We start from the raw sequence: 14,745 nt of genomic DNA on the forward strand, positions 1-14,745 counted from the left end.
TCCAGTCCTCGGCACGTCGGCGACTCGTCGTTGACGTCCTCTATCAGCCGACGACCAGACAGAACGGGTGACCGGCCGGGTCCAGCAGCACCCGCCACCGGTCGACGCTCGGCTGGTGGTCCACCCTGACCGCGCCGAGACCCAACGCAGACTTCTCCGCCGCGTCGAGGTCCTCGACCTTGAAGTCCAGGTGTAACTGCTGCGGCACGTCCTGGCCGGGCCACGAGGGGGCCCGGTATCCGGTGACCCGCTGGAAGCCCAGGTCACAACCCGAACCATCGGTCAGAGCGACGAATTCGTCGGCGTCGTAGCCGAGCTGCATGCCCGTCAGCTCTTGGTAGAACCGGGCAAGAGCCCGGGGATCAGCGCAGTCCAGAGTCACGCCCCGCAGTGTGGCTTTCGGCATCATGTACTCCTCGGTCATCGGTGTTCGCGGGCCGCGCGGCGGTCGCCGCAGGTAGTCATCCAACGCGCTGTCGTGGGTCGGCTCCACTCCTTTTCGGGCGGCGGACAACTTCAAACCAGGGATCACATACGTCTCGCCCAATCGAATCGCAGCCGAGGCGGCGATCAGTATCGGCACGCTTTCCCGATACTTCACACCCGCCCGTGGTCCGGTTCAGCGACGCGGTGATGCCAGCGAGCCGGGTTCCGCCGGTGTGGGCGGTCCTTCGTGAGCACCGTCGATACCGGATTGTCTTGGCGGCCTTCATTGTTCGATGCGTAGGTCCATCGCTGCGTGCTGACGGCGACGTTCGGGTTGTCCGTCGAGTTCGCCGTGGGCGAGGGCCCAGAGATTCGGCGTGCGACGGGTGGAGCCGCGCCGGCGTTTGCCGTTGAGCTTCGCCGCTCGAGGAATTCCTGGCCGTGGGTGAAGGCCAGAGGCCCACCGTGACACCTGTACGGAACCGGCGTAGCCACTACTCCTTCGCGATCTCGACCACACCGTTCCGAGCCCCTGGCTCGAGGCCGCCGACGTCCTCGTCGGAGTCCACGGCATCGGCGGTTGGACGGCGGCCCGGGGCCCACGCGGCGATGAGGACGGCCGCACCGATCGTCAGGAATCCCAGCACGATCGCGGATTCCCGCATGCCGTGCAGGAACGCGGATTTCGCGAAGTCGCCGAGTTGCTGGGCGACCGGTCCCGCCCGCGCGACCACCTCGAGGGCAGCCGCGAGCGAATCACCGACCGGTTCGCGGGCGGTCTCGGGAAGGCTCGGCAGCGCGGGTGCGATCCGCTCGCCGTATCCGGCGGCGAGCACACTGCCCGAGATGGCGATGCCGACGGCGGCGCCGACTTCACGTGCGGCATCGTTGACCGCGGCGGCGACACCGTGTTTCGCCACGGGTGTGCCGTCGACGATGGCGGCGGTCGCGGGCGCGGTGCACAGCCCGATTCCGGCGCTCATCAGCAGCAGCGGACCGAGGACGTCCAGGTAGGAGGTGTGCACATCGACCTGCGCGATGAGAAACATCCCGGCACCGATCGACGCGAGACCGGCGAAGGCGGGAACCCGGAGCCCGAACCGCGTCGCGAGCCGGGGTGCGATCACGGAGATCACCACCATCGGTAGGCCCATCGGTGCGAGCGCGAGTGCCGAGACCAGCGGACGGTAGCCGAGGATCAGCTGAAAATATTGCACGATCAGCATGAACAGCCCGAAGGTGACCAGGAACTGCACCGTCACGATCGCGGTGCCGCTGCCGAAACCCCGGTCGGCGAACAGCCCGACATCGATCAGCGGATGCGCCACCCGCTTCTCGACAACGACGAAGACGACACCGAGGACCACACCGGCGACCGTCGCACCGAGCACCAACGGATCGAGCCACCCCCGCGCGGGTACCTCGATGGCGGCCACGACGATCGCGCCGATGGCCAGAGCGCTGGTCACCGTACCGAGTGGGTCCATCGCCGACCGCGAGGTGTCGACCGATTCGGGCAGGGTGCACGCGGCTACCGACAGCAGCGCGCCCGCGATCGCCATCCCGACGAAAATCGCGACCCAGGACAAGTTTTCGATCAGCACACCGGAGCCGAGGATGCCGAGGATCGCGCCGACACCGGCGACTCCTGCCCACAATCCGACCGCGCTGCCCCGGCGTTCCAGGGGGAAGCCGGCGGTGATGAGCGACAGCGTGGACGGCATCACCAGTGCCGCACCGATTCCCGTGAACACCCGCGTGGCGATCAGCCAGAGCGGGCTGTCGAGCACAAGGGGCGCCGCCGAACCGACGGCGAAGATCACCAGTCCGACGATGAGGACGATGCGCCTGCCGTACCTGTCCCCCAGCGCACCGCCCGGCAGGACCAGGCAGGCGAGGGCCAGCGTGTAACCGTCGACGATCCAGGTGAGTTCGGCCTGGCTGGCGCCGGTATCGGCCGCGATCTGCGGCAGCGCGGTGTACAGCGCGGCCATCGAAGCGGTGACCAGAACCACGGCGAGACAAGACAACGTCAGCAGGCGGCGCTGGACGGAAGACAATCGGGCACGTCCGGTGGAAACCATCTGTCCTCCGCTACTATCAGTATCGCTTCGCTACAAGATGTAGCATAAGTATGCGCCGGGAGGTAGGCCTACGAGATGGTCGACAGCGGAATACTGGGCCATATGAGTGATTTCGACGCCGACGAGGTCGACCCGCGCCGCGTGCGGTCACGTGCCCGGCTGCTCGAGGCCGCCACCACCCTGCTGCAGAACGGCGGCCTGGAGGCGGTGACCATCGAGGGCGTCACCAAACTGTCCAAAGTCGCCAGGACCACCCTGTACCGGCATTTCGACAACGCGGTCCAGTTGCGGGCGGCCACCATCGAGCGCCTGCTGCCCTCGGCGGTGCAGACCCCACCCGAAGGCCCGCTGCGCGACCGGCTGATCACTCTGCTCGCGCGTCAGGCCGACGCGATCAGGGACACTCCCCTGCAGGTGTCGACCCTGGCGTGGTTGGCGACCGGTTCCGACCGCACGGCCGACAGCCCCGCCATCACCTCGCTGCGCAGGCGCCTCATCGACCAGTACCGCGCACCGTTCGACCAGGTGCTCGAAACACCGGAGGCCCGTGCGCAACTGGGCGACTTCGATACCTACTTCGCGCTGTCGCAGCTGGTCGGCCCGCTCGTCTTCGCCAAACTGCTCGGCCTGCGCGAATCGACTCGCCAGGATTGCGCCCGGATCGTCGACGACTTTCTCGCGGCCCGCGCCGCGATCACCTCCGACGGATCCGGGCGACACCCCGGCTAGCTGCCCGTCAGATCACGACACCGACATCGTTGCGCACCAGGACATCCAGCGCGCGCTCGGCCACCGCGGCGATGGTCATGGAGGGATTGCACGCGGCGGTATTGCCGGGCATGAGGGCGCCGTCGAGGACGTAGAGGCCCCGCTGGCCGCGCACCCGGCCCTCCAGATCGCACACACTGCCCATGTTCGCCCCGCCCAGCGGATGCCAGGTGGAGGGGAAGATCGCGTTGGTGTCGATCAGGTGTGCGCTCGGGCCCGCGACACGGCGGATCGCGGCATCGATGTGCGCCTGGATGCCTCGGTCACCCTCGTGGGGCCAGCGCAGTCGCGCGTCGTCGGATCCGGGGTCGTAGACGAAGTCGCCGCGTCCGTCGCTCACCCCGTACCCGACGAGCATGGTGCTGCCCGCGTCCAGCGACAGCGGCGGGATCGACGCCTGGATGAAGGTGAACGCCGCCTGCGGATCGTCCCAGTTCTTGCTCCCGAAGACGACCGGGCCACCTTGGGCCGCACCGAAATTCGCCGACGGATCCCGCCAGACATAGATCCGGTCGGCATTGGTACCCCAGCCCTTCCCCAGTTCGTCCGGCAGGTCGGGAATCGCGCCCTTGGCACCGGCGCGCACCAGCAGGCGGGTGGTGTTGAGGCTGCCTGCGGCCAGCACGAGGGTCGGCGTCGTGATGACCTTGTTCTCCAGGACCACGCCGCCGGTGTCGATGCGGTCGACCCGCACCACCCAGCGGCCGTCGGGAGCCCGCTCGATGTCGGTGACCTCGTGCAGGGTCTGCACGTCCACGATGCCCGTCGCCTCGGCGGCGGCGACATAGGTGACGTCGACGGAGTTCTTGCCCCCGTTGTTCACCCCCATCGCGCCGTCGCCGTTGGTGTAGGACGGCTTCATCTCCCCACGCAGCTCGGCCAGCGCGTAGTTCCAGTCGATCGGCATGGGGATCTTCGACAGCGGCAGTCCGGCGCCGCGCACGCGCTCCGCGAAGATCCGCGCCGCCGCGTAGGGGGCGCTGTCGACCAGCTCGTCCGGCGCGGTGGCCAGGCCGAGCATCCGCGCCACCCTCGGGTAGAAGACCTGGTCCATGCGCTCCCAGTCGATCCCGGCCGGGAAGTGCGTCTCGAAGACTTCGCGCGTCGGTTGCAGCGACATGCCCTGGTACACCAGCGATCCGCCGCCGAGCCCGGCCGCGCACAGCGCGGTCATCCCCGTGCCCGAGACCGCTTCGAGCAGTCCGGCATAGCGGTCGAAGATCAGGGGTGTGCCGAAGAGTGTCGGGCTGGACCGATGCCACAGCAACCGCTTGTCCGGCTGGGTGGCGCGGGGGAAGGTCTCCGAGTTGGGCCCGGTGGCCCAGCGTCGGCCGCGTTCGAGCAGCAGCACCGGAACACCTGCCTGGGCCAGGCGCAGGGCGGCGACGCCGCCGCCGAAGCCCGAGCCGATCACCACCGCCCGGCGTTCCTCCCTGGTGAGTGGGATCCCGCCGCTGCGGGCGGCGATCCCGGGAGCGGCGGCGGCGCCGCGGGCGGAGGCCAGCAGTAGTCCGGCGCCTGCGGCACCGCCGAGTAGGGCGCGGCGGGTCATCATCGGCATGTCGAAACCTTCATCGTGTCGTCCTGGCACGGGTCGACCCCGCGCCGTTCCAGTAGGAGGGAAAGCAGGCCGATCTCCTGGCCCTGAGTGCGCACGATCTCGCGTGCCGAGCGTTCGACCTCGCCGCCCGTGAGCACGGCGTCGGCCGCCGCGGCCATGTCGACGCCACCCGCGTGATGTCTGAGCATCAGTCGCAGGAAGACGATCTCGGCCTCGGTGCCACGCGCGGCCGAGAGCTGGTCCAGCTCGGCGGCCGTGACAGTGCCCGGCATCACCGGCATCGGTTGTCCTGCCGAATGTCGTTGCCCGTGGAGGTCATCCGGCAGCCACGCCATGGCCCGGTCGCTGGTGACCGGTGCGCCGGCCAACCGGAGCCAGCCGAGGAACATGCCCGATTCGGTGCGCTGCTCGTCGGCGATCTGACGGGCGAGTCCCACGACGAACGGGTCGGCGCCGGTGTCCAGTCGTTGCGTGAGGAGCATCGCCTGGGTGTGGTGGGCCAGCATGTCTTGGATGAAACCGATCTCGGTCTCACTGAGCACCTTCGGCGCGCTCGTCGTCGTGGGCAGCGCAGGCCGTAGCGCCGCTCCCATGGCGAGCAGCAAGATCGCCAGCGCACCGAATCCGGCGTATCGGAAAGCGTTGTGCCGTCTCATGATCCGGTCGTCGAGTCCTGGTCCGGCGGCGGAGTGTAGACCTCGGGCGAGAGCTCGAGCGCCAGGAAACCGTTGTCCGCGCATGTGGTCCAGAGTTGGTTGCCACGCCATTCCGGTGGCGAGAAGCACCAGTCGGTCGACAGATCACCGAGGGCGAGGGTGCCGCTGCGCGCGCTCAGCGCCTGGGCGGGGTCGAACACGCCGCGCAACATGGACTGGACCACCGCGGGCGCCGAGAGCACCGGCACGCCGATGATCGAGGCCAGCGCGTGCGGGGAATTCCAGAGCTGGGCGTTCTCGCCGGTCCGCGCGGGCGGATTGAAGTAACCGATCTCCCGGACAGCACCGGGATCGCGTACGTCGAACACGCGGATTCCCGACGAGGTCCAGCCGCACGCGAGGGCGGTCGGGTCGGCGGGCCGGTCGGCGGCGCAGTAGTGCGCGTCGTAGGCGAACAACGAGCCGCCCGCGGCCGAGGCGAGCATCGAGTCCTGGTTCTCGGGCAGATTGATCTCGAGCTTGATCGACCCGGCGATCCTCGGCTGACGGTCGTCGGAGACATCGATGAGTTTCACACCGCCCGATCCCGCCTCGTCGACGGCGAACACATACGGCACTCCGCCGTAGGTCACCGGAACGGTGTGCTGGGTGGCCCACCCGTCGGACCAGGTCATGTCCGACAGTTCGGGAACCTGCGGAGACGGATCGCGCCGCTGCACCGCGCTGATGTCGAGCACCTTCATTCCGCCGAGGTTGTTCGCCAGATAGAGGCGGTTGCCGTCCGGGGAGACGCCGAGCCCGTGCATGGACATCCCCGGCATCCCCTGCCACACCACCCGGGGATTCGCCGGGTCGGTCAGGTCGACGGCGCTGAGCAGGCCGGGCGCCGTGCCCGAACTCCAATAGGTTCGCCCGTCCGGGGAGAAACCACCCTCGTGCGCCGTGATCGGCAGCGGCAGCAGCGGATTCGAACCGGTACCGGGGTTGAGCAGGCGCGGGTGCGCGCAGTCGCTGATGTCGTAGATCGACAGCAGGCCGGCACCGACCAGCGCGGGCACCCCCGCACCGACGAGCAGTTTGCGGGTCTTGTTGACCTTCAAGCTCTCCCACGTGCCGGCGAGCATCGCCGGCTCGGTCAGCGTGGTGGTGTGCACCGGCGCCGACGGGTCGCGCACGTCCAGGACGTGGACGCCCGCGTCGGGGCCGAGCAGGTCACCGGGGAAGAACGTGCCGACGTAGGCGCAGTGCTCGAAGGTGACCGAGGTGATGCCACCGCCGCGACCGCCCGCCGCGCCGAGCAGCCGCATGTTGCACCGGAATCCCTCGCGGGACCGTCCGCTGTCGCGATCGGCCGCTGGAACGTCGCCCTGCAGGCCGGTTTCGGGCGCGGATCCCGGCAGGCAGTCGACCCGGCTCGCGGCCGGTTGGGAGTGCGCGCTCACCGCGCCCATCGACACCAGCAACGCGGTGACGAGAATCAGTCCGGCGCGCCAGTGCGCACGGGCAGAAATAGTGCTCATGTATGCAGTCGTCGCCCGAGGTGAGGGCGCCTTTCTCGAGTAGTAACCATGTTACTGTCGATCGGACGCTACCACTCGGACTCGCCCGCCGGAACGAAATCGAGCGAAGCCGGAAGGAACGTTCCCGCAGCGGAGAGGCGGGTTACCTCACGCGCTCGCCTTCGACCTCGCGCAGGAACGATTCGATGAGTTCGACGACCTCCGCATGGCCGGTGTCGACCTCGAAGGCCTCCTCCATGCGCAGGAAGCGCGAGACGCTCGACATCAGCAGGATGAGCGCACCCGGGCTGTAGCCCGCGCCGCCGTGATCGGCCAGCGCCGAGGACACGGCATCGAGCTGGAGCGCGCGGAATCGACGGGAGGACTCGGCGATCTCGGCCCGAATCGCCTTGCGGTGATTCGCCAGCGCGACGAATTCCATGGTGAGCGCGGTCTGGGACTGGTCGTTGATGGCGTCCCACAGTGCCCACAGCGGTTGCGGCGATGCCAGCGCGCGCAGTTGACGTTCGTAGCTGCGATCGGCGCCGCGCCGGAACAACTCGACGAACAGATTGTCCATGTTGCCGAAGTAGTAGTAGACGAGCGCGGGGTTCACGCCCGCCGTGGTGCCGAGGCGTCGGGAGCTGACGGCGGCATAGCCCTCCTCGAGCATGATGCGCTCGGCCGCGTCGAGCAAAGCGGAACGGGTGGTCGGGTTCTCGGCGTCACGGGCGGGCTTCACATGTAGGCCTGTCTGTCGGGCGAGCGGCACATCGCCGCTCGCGAGCGTCGCGCTACACCCTTGACAGTGGTGAGCGTCGTCACGTATATCTTAATCACTCGCTCAAATTGAGCAGTCGGTTAAGACCCCGGATCAGGCCTGACGGGTCATTTCGGTGGCCCGCCGACGGCCATTCACACTGACCGCCCTTCCCACCGGTGAAGGGTTTCCCGCGCCGCGCAGCCGGCGCCATCGCGCCCGGAACGGGTGTTCGCTGCCTTGCCGAGAGCAGAGGAATTCGGATGAACAACACAGCCCCAACGCCTTCGGGCTCGACCGCACCCGCCCGGGTCGCCGTGGTGACCGGCGGGGCCTCCGGGATGGGCGTGTCGATCTGCGCCGCGTTCGCCGCGGCGGGCCATCGGGTCGCGGTTCTCGACATCGACGGCGCGGCCGCGCAGCGCACCGCCGAACAGCTGCGCGAAACCGGTGCGGCGGCCATGGCCGCCGCGGTCGACGTCACCGATCGCGCTGCCGTCCGGGCGACCATGGACAAGGTGCGGGCCGAGTTCGGTGCCGTCGAAATCCTGGTCACCAGTGCGGGTTCCGTGGATTTCGCACCGTTCACCGACATCAGCCCGCAGGCGTGGAACCGCATCGTCGACGTCAACCTCAACGGGGTCTTCCACTGCGCCCAGGCGGTGGTCGGGGACATGGTCGCGGCCGGGTGGGGTCGCATCGTCACGATCTCGTCGTCGAGCGCGCAGCGCGGTTCGCCGGGAATGGTGCACTACACCGCCGCCAAAGGCGCGGTGGTCGCGATGACCAAAGCCCTGGCGCGGGAGTACGCCGCGGCGGGCATCACGGTGAACACGATCCCGCCCTCGGGCATCGACACACCGATGTCGCGCCGGTCCCAAGCCGCCGGGCACCTGCCCGACAACGAACGGATGGCGGCCGCGATTCCGGTGGGGCACTTGGGAACCGGTGAGGACATCGCCGCGGCGTGCGTCTTCCTGTGTTCGGAACAGGCCGGCTATATCACCGGCCAGGTTCTCGGCGTGAACGGCGGATCGGTGATATGAGGAGCTCGGCCACTCCCCGCCTGGCGCCGCTGCCGGTGCGGGACTGGGACGAGGACACGCGGGCGGTGTTCCGGGGTCACGTGACATCGGCGGATCGGTATCTGTCCGGCGCGCCCGATGCCCCGGCCATGCCGGGCATTCTCGGATTGCTGGCTCACCATACGGAATTGGCCGGTGCGTGGCTGGCCTACAACGGGCAGCTCATCGAGCGGCCGACGGTCGACCCACGCGACCGCGAACTGGTGATCCTGCGGGTGGCCTGGCGCAGCGAGTCGGCTTACGAATGGGCGCAGCACGTCCGGATCGCCACCGGTCTCGGCGTCACCGAGGAACAGATCTCCGCGATCCGCCACGGATCGCATTCTCCGGTCTGGTCGCCGGTGCAGCGGTGCCTGCTGGCCATGACCGATCAGCTGCTGGCCCGGCACCGCGTCGACGACCCGACCTGGGCGCAGCTGGAATCGCACTTCGACAGCAGGCAGCTCATCGAGCTGCTGTTCGTCGCCGGCTCGTACCTGTGCCTGGCGATGGTGCTCAACAGCGTTGCGCTGCAACCGGACCCGGAACGGGAGGAACGATCATGAGTGAACTCGTAGAAGAACCGGCCACCCGGCATCAGTGGCCGAGGCCCGCCGAAGGCAGTTGGACCGAGCATTACCCCGAACTGGGCACGTCCATGATGTCGTTCGAGGATTCGGTGTCACCGGAGTTCTTCGAACTCGAGCGGAACGCGATCTTCCGGCGGGCCTGGCTCAATGTCGGCCGGATCGAGCAACTGCCGCGCACCGGAAGCTATTTCACGAAGGAAATCGAGGCGGTCCGCACGTCGATCGTCGTGGTCCGCGACCACGACGGAACGGTGCGCGCCTTCCACAATGTGTGCCGCCACCGCGGAAACAAGCTGGTGTGGAACGAGTTTCCCAAGGCCGAAACCTCGGGGGTCTGCCGTCAGTTCACCTGCAAATATCACGGCTGGCGCTACGGGCTCGACGGCTCACTGAGTTTCGTGCAGCAGGAAGACGAGTTCTTCGACCTCGACAAGGCCGGGCTGGGACTGGCGGCGGTGCACTGCGAGGTGTGGGCCGGCTTCATCTTCGTCAATCTCGACGACACACCACGCCAGACGTTGCGCGAATTCCTCGGCCCGATGATCACCGATCTGGAGGGTTATCCGTTCGACAAGATGACGGAGTGGTACGAGTTCACGGCCGACAACCAGAGCAACTGGAAGTTGTTCGCCGATGCCTTCCAGGAGTATTACCACGTCCCCGGCCTGCATTCCCAGCAGGTGCCCAGTGCCGTACGAACGCCCGGAAAAGGCTTCGAGTGCGCGCATTTCCAGGTGGACGGCCCGCATCGGATGGTGTCGACCGGCGGCGCGCGCCGCTGGACATTGCCCGCGGAATTCATGTATCCGATCGAACGGGTCACCCGCAGCGGTCTCGTCGGCCCGTGGGAATCACCCGACATCGGTGAGCCGCCCACGGGCTTGAATCCGGGCCGGATCGAACCGTGGGGCATCGACAACTTCCAGATCTTCCCCAATATCGAGATCCTCATCTACCGGGGCTGGTATCTGCTCTACCGCTATTGGCCCACCTCGTACAACACCCACCGGTTCGAGGGGATGCTGTGTTTCCAGCCCGCGCGCACGGTTCGTGAGCGGGTCGAACACGAAGTCGCCTCGGTGGTGTTCAAGGAATTCGCGCTCCAGGACGCGGGCATGCTCACCGGCACGCAGACGGCGCTGGAATCGGCGTATCGCACCGCGGGTATCACCCGGTACCCCGTCAACGATCAGGAAATCCTGGTTCGCCATTTCCACAAAGTCGTCGCCGACTGGGTCGAGCAGTACCGCACCGAGGCCGGTGCCCGATGACGTCGACGATGCTCCCACCCGCCTTCGCCGACCTCGAGCGGTTCGCCGCCACCTGGTGTCTTGCCACCGAACACGAGCGCTACGCCCGCCGCCTCGGCAGCTCCATGCAGGAATTGCTCGAGTTCTACGACGCCTGCTTTCCACGCCTGGAAGACGCCCTGGCCTACTGCGACAAATTCCCGCTCGACGACCTGCCCGAGGACGCGATTCACCTACTGCACCTGGTGTATTCGCTCGTGATGGTCGCCATGGCGGTCGAAATCTTCCAGCAACCCAAACCGGTCGACAGCGCCGATGCCGAGCTCGAGCGCGTCGCCGCGCCCTGGCCGTGAGACACGAAGGAACCCCACTATGACGATCACCATCGAGAAACTCGGGCAGGCCGTCGGCGCCCAGGTCATCGGCGTGACACGCGACCAGCTCCTCACCGACGACAGCGTCGCCGAGACGGTGATGACGGCGCTCGAGGACAACGGGGTGCTGGTCTTCCGCGATCTGCATCTGGATCCGGAGACCCAGGTGGCCTTCTGCCGCACGCTGGGCCAGGTCGACATCTCACCGGGGCATCATCCGGTGGAGGGGATCTACCGGGTCAGTCTCGACACCACCAAGAACTCCTCGGCGAGCTATCTGCGTGCCACCTTCGACTGGCACATCGACGGCTGCACGCCCGAGGACGACGCCTACCCGCAGATGGCGACGGTGCTCACCGCCAAGGCGGTCGCGACCAGCGGCGGGGAGACCGAATTCGCCAGCACCTACCGGGCTTACGACGACCTGTCCCCCGCCGAACGCACCTACCTGGGGTCGCTGCGGGTGGTGCATTCGCTCGAAGCCTCGCAGCGTGGGGTCACCACCGACCCGACACCGGAGCAGTTGGCGGCGTGGCGCAGGCGCCCGACCAAGGAGCATCCGCTCATCTGGACGCACAAATCGGGCCGTCGCTCGCTCGTGCTCGGCGCCTCGACCGACTATGTGGTCGGGTTGCCCGCCGAGGAGAGCCGGGCGCTGCTGGACGACCTGCTGCGCCGCTGCACCGCCCCCGACCGCGTCTACCGGCACACCTGGTCGGTCGGCGACACCGTGATCTGGGACAACCGTGGCGTCATCCACCGCGCCGCCCCTTATCCGGCGGGCTCACCGCGAGAGATGTTGCGCACCACCGTGCTCGGTGAAGAACCGATCGAATAACCCACCGACACAGCACGTCAGGAGTAGTCATGCCTCGTTGGCCCAAACCCGCCGAGGGTAGCTGGACACAGCACTACCCGGAACTCGGTACCGCACCGATGTCCTACGAAGACTCGATCTCCCCCGAGTTCTTCGAACTCGAACGGGACGCGATCTTCAAGCGTGCCTGGCTCAATGTCGGTCGCGTCGAGCAACTTCCACGCACCGGCAGTTATTTCACCCGCGAGATCCACGCCGCGCACACCTCGGTGATCCTGGTCCGCGACCGCGACGGCGCGGTCAACGCCTTTCACAACATCTGCAGGCACCGGGGAAACAAGCTGGTGTGGAACGAGTTTCCCCGCGAGGAGACCTCCGGGACATGCCGCCAGTTCACCTGCAAGTACCACGGCTGGCGCTACGGGCTCGACGGCGCGCTGACCTTCGTGCAGCAGGAAAGCGAATTCTTCGATCTCGACAAAAACGAACTCGGTCTCGCACGCGTGCACTGCGAGGTGTGGGCCGGCTTCATCTTCGTCAACCTGGCCGCCGAACCACAGCAGACGCTGCGGGAATTCCTCGGCCCGATGGTGACCGGACTCGAGGGCTATCCGTTCGACAAGCTCACCGAACGCTATTCCTACCGGTCCGAGGTCGGCGCGAACTGGAAGCTCTACCTCGACGCTTTCCAGGAGTTCTATCACGCACCGGTGCTGCACGGAAAACAGACGCCGGACAATTTCTCCGTCGCCGCGCAGCAGGCCGGATTCGAGGCACCGCACTATCAGCTCGACGGTCCGCACCGGTTGGTCAGCACGTCCGGTGTGGTCACCTGGGAACTCGATCCGACGATGCGCAAACCGATGGAAGACATCACCCGCAGCGGTCTTTTCGGTCCGTGGGATGTTCCCGATCTCGGACCGATGCCCGCCGGTCTCAATCCCGCCGGCTGCGAACCCTGGGGGCTCGATTCCTTCCAATTGTGGCCGAATTTCACCATTCTCATCTGGTCGGGCGGCTGGTATCTCACCTACCAGTACTGGCCGACTTCGCACAACACACACATCTTCGAGGGAAATCTGTACTTCACGCCCGCGCGTACCCCGCGTGATCGGGTCGCACACGAAATGGCCGCGGTCACCTTCAAGGAATACGGATTGCAGGATTCCTCGACCCTCGAGGCGACGCAGCTGATGCTGGAATCGCGTGCGGTGCGCACCTTCCAGCTCAACGACCAGGAGATCCTGTTGCGGCACCTGCACAAGGTCGCCGCCGACTGGGTCGAGGACTACCAGCGCGAGCGCACGGAGGCACCGCGATGAGCGAACAGTTGCTGCCCACCGAATTCGCCGACCTCGAGCCGTACGCCGCGGTGTGGTGTCTCGCCACCGAGACCGAGCGCTACGACCGGCGGCTGAACTCCACCATGGCCGAGATGCAGCGCTTCTACGACGCGATCACCGCGCGAGCCGAGGACGCACTCACCTACTGCGACAAGTTCGCGCTCGACGAGCTGCCCGAGGACGCGAAAAACCTGATGTACCTGCTGTATTCGATGGTTCAGGTGTCCTTCCCCGTCGAGGTGTGGCGCCAGCCGCGCATTCCCGACACCGGGGCCGCGTCGCTCACCTGCGTCCTCGAGCCGAGCTTATGAGCGGGTCACGCGTCGTCCTGCGGGCCGCGGCGTGGGTCGACGTCGAGACCGGGCAGCGGCACACACCCGCGGTGATCGTCGTCGACGGCAACCTGATCGCTGCCGTCGATCCGGCCGAGATCCCCGTCGACGCGCAGGTCATCGATCTCGGTGCCCTCACGCTGCTGCCTGGTCTGATGGACATGGAGGTCAACCTGCTCATCGGCGGGCCCGACAATCCGTCGGGGTTGCCGAATCCGATGCACGGCGTGCAGGACGACCCGGTGTACCGGACCCTGCGCGCCTCGGTGAACGCCCGCGTCACCCTGCACGCCGGATTCACCACGGTCCGCAACCTCGGTCTGATGGTGAAGACCGGCGGCTACCTGCTCGATGTGGACCTGCAGCGCGCCATCGAACAGGGCTGGCTGGAGGGCCCGCGCATCGTGTCGGCCGGGCATGCCATCACCCCGACCGGCGGCCATCTCGACCCGACCATGTTCCAGCGGCTCGCCCCGCACATCATGCCGATCACCGTCGAGGAGGGCCGCGCCAACGGTGTGCCCCAGGTCCGCGAATCGGTGCGTTACCAGATCAAATACGGCGCCGAGGTCATCAAGATCTCCGCGTCGGGTGGGGTGATGTCGCACGGCACCGTCGCCGGCGCCCAGCAGTACTCCGACGAGGAACTGGCCGCGATCGTCGACGAGGCGCACCGCGCGGGGGTGCGTGTCGCCGCGCACGCGCACGGCGACGCCGGTATCCGCGCCTGTCTGCGCGCCGGGGTCGACTGCATCGAGCACGGGTCGCTGGCCGAGGACGACACCCTCGCGCTGATGGTCGAGCAGGGCACCTTCCTGGTCCCCACCAGCTACCTCTCCGAAGGCCTGGATGTGTCCAAAGCCGCTCCCGCATTGCGGAAGAAGGCCGCCGAGGTCTTTCCCCGGGCACGGGAGACCTTGCGCAAGGCGATCCGAGCCGGCGTGCGGATCGCCTGCGGAACCGACGCACCCGCCGTGCCACACGGGCAGAACGCGAAGGAGCTGTGGGCACTGGTCGATCGCGGCATGACACCGGCCCAGGCGCTGCGCGCGGCCACTGTCACCAGTGCCGAACTGATCGGTGTCGACGACCGCGGCCGGCTCGCGCCGGGCCTGCTCGCCGACATCATCGCCGTGCCGGGTGATCCCACCGCCGACATCACCGTTCTCGACGACGTGCGGTTCGTGATGAAGGACGGCCGCATCCACAAGAAGCCGTAAG

The 14,745-nt window shown here is 67.4% G+C and carries 15 protein-coding genes; 9 read left to right on the forward strand and 6 right to left on the reverse strand.

All coding sequences use genetic code 11. The features are described 5' to 3' along the window. Positions 1–43 precede the first annotated feature (43 nt). Both LDL21_RS11710 and LDL21_RS11715 read right to left on the reverse strand, forming a co-directional pair. Positions 44–406 (reverse strand): VOC family protein, encoded by a 363-nt coding sequence (locus tag LDL21_RS11710; RefSeq protein ID WP_225280019.1) that lies wholly within the window; start codon positions 404–406, stop codon positions 44–46. A gap of 514 nt (positions 407–920) precedes the next feature. Beyond that, positions 921–2,510, reverse strand: coding sequence for an MFS transporter (locus tag LDL21_RS11715; RefSeq protein ID WP_225280020.1), 1,590 nt, complete (start codon positions 2,508–2,510; stop codon positions 921–923). Between the two features lie 102 nt (positions 2,511–2,612). Between LDL21_RS11715 and LDL21_RS11720 the strand changes: the two genes are divergently transcribed. Beyond that, positions 2,613–3,239, forward strand: a complete 627-nt coding sequence (locus LDL21_RS11720; protein WP_225280021.1) for a TetR/AcrR family transcriptional regulator — start codon at positions 2,613–2,615, stop codon at positions 3,237–3,239. Positions 3,240–3,246: 7 nt separating this feature from the next. Here LDL21_RS11720 and LDL21_RS11725 read toward each other — a convergent pair whose 3' ends face one another. The 4 genes from LDL21_RS11725 to LDL21_RS11740 all read right to left on the reverse strand — a co-directional run bounded on the left by LDL21_RS11725 (position 3,247) and on the right by LDL21_RS11740 (position 7,736). Further along, entirely contained in the window at positions 3,247–4,839 is a 1,593-nt protein-coding gene (locus LDL21_RS11725) for a GMC oxidoreductase (RefSeq protein ID WP_225280022.1), read from the reverse strand. Then, positions 4,830–5,495, reverse strand: coding sequence for a DUF305 domain-containing protein (locus LDL21_RS11730; protein ID WP_225280023.1), 666 nt, complete (start codon positions 5,493–5,495; stop codon positions 4,830–4,832). The genes LDL21_RS11725 and LDL21_RS11730 overlap by 10 nt, the downstream gene beginning before the upstream one ends. Then, the gene (locus tag LDL21_RS11735) at positions 5,492–6,946 is read right to left on the reverse strand and encodes an LVIVD repeat-containing protein (RefSeq protein WP_372462173.1); all 1,455 of its coding nucleotides are present in this window, start codon (positions 6,944–6,946) and stop codon (positions 5,492–5,494) included. Before LDL21_RS11735 ends, LDL21_RS11730 begins: the two co-directional genes overlap by 4 nt. Before the next feature lie 211 nt (positions 6,947–7,157). Further along, positions 7,158–7,736 carry a TetR/AcrR family transcriptional regulator gene (locus LDL21_RS11740; protein ID WP_225280025.1) on the reverse strand — a complete coding sequence of 193 codons (579 nt, stop codon included), beginning with the start codon at positions 7,734–7,736 and terminating at the stop codon, positions 7,158–7,160. Between the two features lie 281 nt (positions 7,737–8,017). On the opposite strand from LDL21_RS11740, the gene LDL21_RS11745 reads away from it, so the two are divergent. Genes LDL21_RS11745 through LDL21_RS11780 form a run of 8 tightly spaced genes read left to right on the forward strand, consistent with a single transcriptional unit; the run spans position 8,018 to position 14,744 of the window. Next, the gene (locus LDL21_RS11745) at positions 8,018–8,800 is read left to right on the forward strand and encodes an SDR family NAD(P)-dependent oxidoreductase (protein ID WP_225280026.1); all 783 of its coding nucleotides are present in this window, start codon (positions 8,018–8,020) and stop codon (positions 8,798–8,800) included. Next, entirely contained in the window at positions 8,797–9,384 is a 588-nt protein-coding gene (locus tag LDL21_RS11750; RefSeq protein WP_181696049.1) for a carboxymuconolactone decarboxylase family protein, read from the forward strand. The genes LDL21_RS11745 and LDL21_RS11750 overlap by 4 nt, the downstream gene beginning before the upstream one ends. Next, positions 9,381–10,679 (forward strand): aromatic ring-hydroxylating oxygenase subunit alpha, encoded by a 1,299-nt coding sequence (locus LDL21_RS11755; RefSeq protein WP_181696050.1) that lies wholly within the window; start codon positions 9,381–9,383, stop codon positions 10,677–10,679. Before LDL21_RS11750 ends, LDL21_RS11755 begins: the two co-directional genes overlap by 4 nt. Next, entirely contained in the window at positions 10,676–11,011 is a 336-nt protein-coding gene (locus LDL21_RS11760; protein WP_225280027.1) for a hypothetical protein, read from the forward strand. The genes LDL21_RS11755 and LDL21_RS11760 overlap by 4 nt, the downstream gene beginning before the upstream one ends. 19 nt (positions 11,012–11,030) lie before the next feature. Then, positions 11,031–11,870, forward strand: a complete 840-nt coding sequence (locus LDL21_RS11765; protein WP_225280028.1) for a TauD/TfdA dioxygenase family protein — start codon at positions 11,031–11,033, stop codon at positions 11,868–11,870. A gap of 29 nt (positions 11,871–11,899) precedes the next feature. Beyond that, a complete protein-coding gene (locus LDL21_RS11770) occupies positions 11,900–13,171 on the forward strand; it encodes an aromatic ring-hydroxylating oxygenase subunit alpha (RefSeq protein ID WP_225280029.1) in 1,272 nt (423 codons plus the stop codon). After that, on the forward strand, positions 13,168–13,503 hold the full coding sequence (locus LDL21_RS11775) for a hypothetical protein (protein ID WP_181696054.1): 336 nt from the start codon (positions 13,168–13,170) through the stop codon (positions 13,501–13,503). Before LDL21_RS11770 ends, LDL21_RS11775 begins: the two co-directional genes overlap by 4 nt. Beyond that, positions 13,500–14,744 carry a metal-dependent hydrolase family protein gene (locus LDL21_RS11780; protein WP_225280030.1) on the forward strand — a complete coding sequence of 415 codons (1,245 nt, stop codon included), beginning with the start codon at positions 13,500–13,502 and terminating at the stop codon, positions 14,742–14,744. Before LDL21_RS11775 ends, LDL21_RS11780 begins: the two co-directional genes overlap by 4 nt. The last annotated feature ends 1 nt before the right edge of the window (position 14,745 follow it).

Origin of the sequence: Nocardia rosealba, from assembly GCF_020216065.1 — a bacterium.
Classification (GTDB): Bacteria; Actinomycetota; Actinomycetes; order Mycobacteriales; family Mycobacteriaceae; genus Nocardia; species Nocardia rosealba.

Coding starts and splice junctions, on each gene's coding strand:
- LDL21_RS11780 (WP_225280030.1), top strand. CDS start 13,500: ATGAGCGGGTCACGCGTCGTCCTGCGGGCCGCGGCGTGGGTCGACGTC.
- LDL21_RS11725 (WP_225280022.1), bottom strand. CDS start 4,839: ATGCCGATGATGACCCGCCGCGCCCTACTCGGCGGTGCCGCAGGCGCC.
- LDL21_RS11715 (WP_225280020.1), bottom strand. CDS start 2,510: ATGGTTTCCACCGGACGTGCCCGATTGTCTTCCGTCCAGCGCCGCCTG.
- LDL21_RS11720 (WP_225280021.1), top strand. CDS start 2,613: ATGAGTGATTTCGACGCCGACGAGGTCGACCCGCGCCGCGTGCGGTCA.
- LDL21_RS11765 (WP_225280028.1), top strand. CDS start 11,031: ATGACGATCACCATCGAGAAACTCGGGCAGGCCGTCGGCGCCCAGGTC.
- LDL21_RS11735 (WP_372462173.1), bottom strand. CDS start 6,946: ATGGGCGCGGTGAGCGCGCACTCCCAACCGGCCGCGAGCCGGGTCGAC.
- LDL21_RS11770 (WP_225280029.1), top strand. CDS start 11,900: ATGCCTCGTTGGCCCAAACCCGCCGAGGGTAGCTGGACACAGCACTAC.
- LDL21_RS11730 (WP_225280023.1), bottom strand. CDS start 5,495: ATGAGACGGCACAACGCTTTCCGATACGCCGGATTCGGTGCGCTGGCG.
- LDL21_RS11745 (WP_225280026.1), top strand. CDS start 8,018: ATGAACAACACAGCCCCAACGCCTTCGGGCTCGACCGCACCCGCCCGG.
- LDL21_RS11760 (WP_225280027.1), top strand. CDS start 10,676: ATGACGTCGACGATGCTCCCACCCGCCTTCGCCGACCTCGAGCGGTTC.
- LDL21_RS11710 (WP_225280019.1), bottom strand. CDS start 406: ATGCCGAAAGCCACACTGCGGGGCGTGACTCTGGACTGCGCTGATCCC.
- LDL21_RS11775 (WP_181696054.1), top strand. CDS start 13,168: ATGAGCGAACAGTTGCTGCCCACCGAATTCGCCGACCTCGAGCCGTAC.
- LDL21_RS11750 (WP_181696049.1), top strand. CDS start 8,797: ATGAGGAGCTCGGCCACTCCCCGCCTGGCGCCGCTGCCGGTGCGGGAC.
- LDL21_RS11755 (WP_181696050.1), top strand. CDS start 9,381: ATGAGTGAACTCGTAGAAGAACCGGCCACCCGGCATCAGTGGCCGAGG.